At 65.9% G+C, this 3,197-nt stretch carries 3 protein-coding genes; all 3 read left to right on the forward strand.

The genetic code is table 11. From position 1 onward, the window contains the following. Positions 1–175: 175 nt before the first annotated feature. Positions 176–619 carry a hypothetical protein gene (locus E4O92_RS20550; RefSeq protein WP_135191530.1) on the forward strand — a complete coding sequence of 148 codons (444 nt, stop codon included), beginning with the start codon at positions 176–178 and terminating at the stop codon, positions 617–619. Between the two features lie 25 nt (positions 620–644). Further along, positions 645–2,402 carry a gamma-glutamyltransferase gene (gene ggt / locus E4O92_RS20555; RefSeq protein WP_135191531.1) on the forward strand — a complete coding sequence of 586 codons (1,758 nt, stop codon included), beginning with the start codon at positions 645–647 and terminating at the stop codon, positions 2,400–2,402. A gap of 111 nt (positions 2,403–2,513) precedes the next feature. After that, positions 2,514–3,131, forward strand: coding sequence for a putative quinol monooxygenase (locus tag E4O92_RS20560; RefSeq protein ID WP_135191532.1), 618 nt, complete (start codon positions 2,514–2,516; stop codon positions 3,129–3,131). Positions 3,132–3,197: the final 66 nt, after the last annotated feature.

The raw sequence follows: 3,197 nt of genomic DNA on the forward strand, positions 1-3,197 counted from the left end.
GTCGTAGGGTGCGCACCTGTGCGCACGCGGTCACCGTGTGCTGACTTGCGGCTGCCGCTCCACTACGCGACGTTCGCGAACCGCGTGCGCACTGGTGCGCACCCTACGATTGGCGCCGCTGGTGCTTGCGTTCCCCGCGATTGTGCGCGCCCAACCCGTGGCGCTTTTGCTATCATTGGCTTTCCGCAAATACACGCAATTCCAGATGACGCTGCTGCGCCGGCTACTGCCCTCCACCTGTGCCATCGTCACCGCGCTGGTGGTGGCAGCCTGCGCTACGCCGGGCGAATCCAAGATGAAAGAAGGCAGCTTCCAGCTCTTGCCGCTCCAGGCCGTCGACCTCGCGCCCGGCATCGCCCTGGCCTACGACAACGTCAGCGACAGCCGCTGCCCACCCGACGTCAGGTGCATGTGGGCAGGCAAGCTCAGCTTCGAGTTTTCGCTCAAGACACCCGACGGCAACGAAGCCTTCTCGCTCAGCCCAGAGCAGCCCACTTACATCTCGCCTGCCCTGCACGGCGCGCGCATCGTGCTCGACACGCAGGCCGTCCCCCCGCCGCGCGCATCGCAGGCCGCACCCGCGCCAACGCCAGTCACGCTCAAGGTCCTGAGTCCATGAGCGGTCAGCCCGTTCGTCGTCGCTCATGACCATTTCCGCCAGAGCGCTCGCGTGCGGGCTCACCCTGTCGATCATCCTGAATGTCCCGCTCGCCTGGGCCAAGACGCCGGTCGCCACCGGGACCGGCGGCGCGGTGGCGACGATCAGCGAAAAGGCATCGGAATCGGCGATGGCGATCCTGAACCGGGGCGGCAACGCGATTGACGCCGCAGTCGCGGCGGCGGCCACGCTGGGCGTGACCGACCCGTTCAGCTGCGGCATCGGCGGCGGGGGTTTCATGGTCATCTATTTGGCCAAGGACAAGCGCGTGATCACGATCGACCACCGCGAAACCGCCCCCGCTTCGTTCACGCCGACCGTGTTCCAGCAAAAAGGCAAGCCTGTCGATTTCGACACGGCCGTCGCGAGCGGCATGTCGGTCGGGGTGCCGGGCACGGTGCGCGGCTGGCATGAGGCGCTCACACGCTACGGCACCATGTCCTTCAAACAAGTGCTCGCACCGGCGATCGACGTCGCGACCAAGGGTTTTCCCGTCAGCCCGACCTTGCACAAGCTGACGGTCGAAAACGAGAAGAAGTTCCGCCTGTTCAGCACCACGAGCGCGCTCTACCTGCGCAACGGCAAGGCCGTGCCGGTCGATACGGTCCTGCGCAATCCCGACCTGGCCAAGGCCTACCGCGAACTGGCCGCGCGCGGCCCGAAGGCGTTTTACGAAGGGCCGATGGCGCGCGCGATCGTCGGCGCGGTCAACAGCCCGCCGCTGGCCGAGGGCGCCTCGGTTCGCCCTGGCAAAATGACCATGGCCGACCTGGCCAACTACGAGGCCCGCATCCGGCCTCCGGTCCACACCACGTACCGCGGCTACGACCTGTACGGCATGGGCCTGCCCAGCAGCGGCGGAATCGCCGTCGGCGAGGCGCTCAACATCCTCGAAGGCTACGACCTCAAGGCGCTGCCACGGTCGGAGGTCGATCACTTGTACCTGGAAGCGAGCCGGCTGGTATTTGCGGACCGCAACGCCTACCTGGCCGATCCGGAATTCGTCGACGTCCCTGTTGCCGGCCTGCTCTCCAAGCAGTTCGCCGCCCAGCGCCGCAGGCTGATCAACCCGAACGGGGCCGCGATCCGCGCGACCGCGGGCGACCCGTACCAGTTCCAGAACGACCAGAGCTTTCCGCTGCGTCCGCAGGCGTCGGCCGCGCGCGCCCGCGAAGGTGCGCACACGACCCACCTGACCGTATCCGACAAGGACGGCAATGTGGTGTCCTACACCTTCACCATCGAATCGTGGGGCGGCAGTGGCATCACGGTGCCCGGCTACGGCTTCCTGCTGAACAACGAGATGACGGACTTCGACTTTGTCGGCCCACGTCCCAACGTGCCGGAAGCCTACAAGCGTCCGCGCAGCAGCATGGCCCCGACCATTGCGCTCAAGAGCGGCAAACCGGCGTTCACGATCGGCAGCCCAGGCGGAGCAACGATCATCACCACCGTGCTGCAGACCATCATCAACCATGTCGACCTGGGCATGCCGATGGACCAGGCGGTCAACACGCCGCGCATGAGTCAGCGCAACGAAAGCGAGACTTCCATCGAGCCCGGCTTTTCAGCCACCGAGCAGGCACGCGCGCTGGTCAGGTACGGCCACCAATGGGAGGCCAAGCCGGAGGAAATCGGCGCGGCGAATGCGCTCGTGTTCAATCCGGACGGCACCGTGACCGCGGTCAGCGAGAGCCTGCGCCACGGGATTGGCGCGGCGATGGTGCAACACCGGGGCCACTGAACGGCTGGGCATTCATGGCCAAGCCTGGCAAGGACGGCCTGCCACGCGTGCGCCGACAATCGCGAGGCTGGACGACACTTTGCGGGATGTCCCATCCCGAGGAACATGCATATGCTCGCCAAAGCCCTGCTCATCCATCTGGATGCCAAGCCCGGCGTGGAGGCGACGGTCGAAGAACTCCTGCTCGGTTCCTTGCCGGCGGCCCGCGCCGAGACCTGGACCCGTGCCTGGAGCTTTCTTCGCTTCGGACGCGGCGAATACGCGGTCTTTGCAGCGTTCGCGGATGAGCAAGCGCGGCAGGCACACCTGCAGGGACCGGTCGCCCTCACCCTGACGGCCCGCGCCGGTGAACTGTTGATGAAGGAGCCGCGGTTCGAACGGATTGACATCCTGGCGTGCAAAGTGCCGGTTGTCATTCCTCGCCGGGACGACAGCAAGGGACTGCTGCTGAGCTTCAAGGCCAGGGCCGGGCATGAAAGCGACGTCGAACAGTTCCTGCGCGGCGCGCGCCTGTATGTCGTGGAAGAGACGGGAACGACGGCGTGGTTCGCGGTCCGCTTCGAGGACGGCGACTACGGGATCATCGACACGTTTCCCGACAACGGCGCACGGTTTGCGCACCTGACCGGCCACGTACCGCGCGAGCTTGCCAAACATGCGCTGTCGCTACTGGGCAGCATGCCCGATATCCACATGTTGAACGTGCTGGCCGAGTCGTTTCAGACGTGAAGACGCGTAGACCGTAACGTGAAAGAAAGCACTGTACGGACGTGCAGCGTCCTGACCTGAGTAGGC

Source organism: Massilia horti (genome assembly GCF_004614195.1).
Lineage (GTDB): Bacteria > Pseudomonadota > Gammaproteobacteria > Burkholderiales > Burkholderiaceae_D > Telluria > Telluria horti.